We start from the raw sequence: 2,321 nt of genomic DNA, 5'->3' as shown, positions 1-2,321 counted from the left end.
TGATCGCGGATCCGAAGGCGGCGCGCCGCAAGCGGGCGCAGAAAGCGAAGGACGAAACGGACTGATCGATCGCCCGGTGGTGGTCGCCGATCAGGTCGCCGATCAGGTCGGCGGCGGATCGACCGGCTGCGACTGTTCGCGGTCGGCGTCGGTGGAGGCGCCGATGATCTCGGAGACCTTGCCGCCCTGGAACACCACGGTGACCACGCGGCGCAGCTCCTTGTCGCGGGGGCTGCGGTAGTAGGACACGTAGTCCCAGCGGACCGTGTCGCGCAGATCGCTCTTGACCAGCGCGCTGCCCATCAGGAACTCGACCTGTTCCGGGGTCATGCCGACCTGCAGCCGCTCCACCTGATCCTGTTCGATGACGTTGCCCTGGTTCACGGGCAGCTTGTAGACGAAATGGCAGCCGGTGGTCAGCAGCACGCCGGCGAGCACGACCGTTCGAATCATGGCGGATCGAGAGAGCGAAGTTGAGGACGTGCGATAATACACGCTTGGCAATGCGCATTGCGGAGTAGCGACCCTGTGGAATCTCAAGACCTGCGAAAACTTGGACTCAAAGTCACGCTCCCGCGGCTGAAGATCCTCGAGATACTGGAGTCGGCGGACGAGCGCCACATGACCGCCGAGGACGTCTACAAGAACCTCCTGGATCTGGGCGAGGAAATCGGCCTTGCCACGGTTTATCGCGTGCTGACGCAGTTCGAGGCCGCGGGCATCGTGACCCGCCACAACTTCGACGGCGGCCAGAGCGTATTCGAGCTGGACGACGGCCCGCATCACGACCACATGGTCTGCATGAAGACCGGTCAGGTCGTGGAGTTCGTCGACGAGGTGATCGAGCAGCGCCAGCGCGAAATCGCCGAGGAACATGGCTGGAAGATGACCGATCACAGCCTGGTCATCTACGGTCTGAGTCCGGAGGCGCAGTCCGACAAGGATTGAACTGAGGTCGCTGGCCCGCTCAGGCGCTTTCGGCCAGACCCAGCATTTCCCGCGCATGCGCGCGCGTGCGCTCGGTCACCTCGACGCCGCCGAGCATGCGGGCGATTTCCTCCACGCGCCGGGTTTCGGCCAGCCGTTCCACCTGCGTGTGGGTGCTGTCCGCATCCGACTGCTTGCTGACGTGAAATTGCAGGTTGCCCTGCGCGGCGACCTGCGGCAGATGCGTGACGCAGAGCACCTGTCGGCCTGCCGCCAGTTCGTGCAGCCGGCGGCCGACGATCTCCGCCACCGCGCCGCCGATGCCGGCATCGACCTCATCGAAGATCATCGTCGGCGCGGCCTCGTCACCCAGCACGACGAGCTGGATCGCCAGCGCCAGTCGTGACAGCTCGCCGCCTGATGCGACCTTGGCGATCGGGCGGGGCGGCTGGCCGGGATTCGCCGCGATCAGGATCGAAACCCGGTCCTGGCCGTTGGGGCTGAATGGCTGTTCCGCCGGCTCGACACCGATCGAGACCCGCGCATCCGGCATGCCCAATGTTTGCACGATGCCGGTGATGGCCTGCTGCATGCCGGGCGCCGCCTTCTTGCGGGCTTGCGTCAGTGCATCGGCGGCCTGGGCGTAGTGCTGTTCGGCAGCGGCGATCTGCGCCAGCAATTCGGACGCGCGATCGTCCGCATGTCTGGCCGAGCCCAGGCGGGCCTGGAGCGATTCGATCCGTTCCGGGAGCTCATCGGGCTTGCAACCGTGCTTGCGTGCCAGCCGGTGCAGTTCGGTGAGTCGGTCGTCGACGATCTGCAATCGTTCCGGATCCAGCTCCATGCTTTCCAGCGCACGCTTGACCATGCCGGCGGCTTCTTCCATCTGGATCGTGGCCGATTCGACCAGTTCCCGCGCCTCGCCCAGTGAGGCATCCATCGTTTCCAGGTCCGCGAGCAGATCGCGCGCCTTGCCGCTGCGCTCCATCGCCGCGCCGTCCTCGGCCTCGGCGAGCAGGTCGACAATGGTGGCGGCGTCGCGCATCAACTGCTCCGCGTTGGCCAGACGTCGCTGCTCCTGATCCAGTTGCTCGAACTCGCCGGCTTCGGGTCGCGCCGTTTCCAGTTCCTGGAGCTGAAACTCCAGCAATTCGACTTCCGCGGCGCTGGGCTTGTCCGCCTGTTGCAGGTCCGCCAGCGTCTGCCGGCTGTCACGCACGGCTTTGGCGCGCTCCCGCACGGCGTTGCTCGCGGCGTCGTGCTTGCCGTAGGCATCCAGCAGGTTGCGTTGTTCGGCGGCGTCGAGCAGGCGCTGGCTGTCATGCTGGCCGTGGATGTCGACCAGGTATTCGCCCAGTTCGCGCAGGCTGCGAATGTTGCTCGGCGAGCCGTTG

At 65.9% G+C, this 2,321-nt stretch carries 3 protein-coding genes; 1 reads left to right on the top strand and 2 read right to left on the bottom strand.

Annotation, left to right across the window (positions count from 1 at the left end):
* Positions 1 to 102: 102 nt before the first annotated feature.
* Positions 103 to 453, bottom strand: coding sequence for an outer membrane protein assembly factor BamE (bamE, locus tag ABNS06_RS07470; RefSeq protein WP_348673600.1), 351 nt, complete (start codon positions 451 to 453; stop codon positions 103 to 105).
* A gap of 75 nt (positions 454 to 528) precedes the next feature.
* On the opposite strand from bamE, the gene fur reads away from it, so the two are divergent.
* The gene (gene fur / locus ABNS06_RS07465) at positions 529 to 948 is read left to right on the top strand and encodes a ferric iron uptake transcriptional regulator (RefSeq protein WP_348673599.1); all 420 of its coding nucleotides are present in this window, start codon (positions 529 to 531) and stop codon (positions 946 to 948) included.
* 19 nt (positions 949 to 967) lie between these two features.
* Here the strand turns inward: fur and recN are convergent.
* Positions 968 to 2,321, bottom strand: a 1,354-nt coding sequence (gene recN / locus ABNS06_RS07460; protein WP_348673597.1) for a DNA repair protein RecN, incomplete at its 5' end; no start/stop codon positions are given.

It is taken from the genome of uncultured Abyssibacter sp., assembly GCF_964000955.1.
Classification (GTDB): Bacteria; Pseudomonadota; Gammaproteobacteria; order Nevskiales; family OUC007; genus Abyssibacter.
Note: the sequence above shows the minus strand (reverse complement) of the source record. Positions and strands in the feature narration are given on the sequence as shown.

Coding starts and splice junctions, on each gene's coding strand:
- bamE (WP_348673600.1), bottom strand. CDS start 453: ATGATTCGAACGGTCGTGCTCGCCGGCGTGCTGCTGACCACCGGCTGC.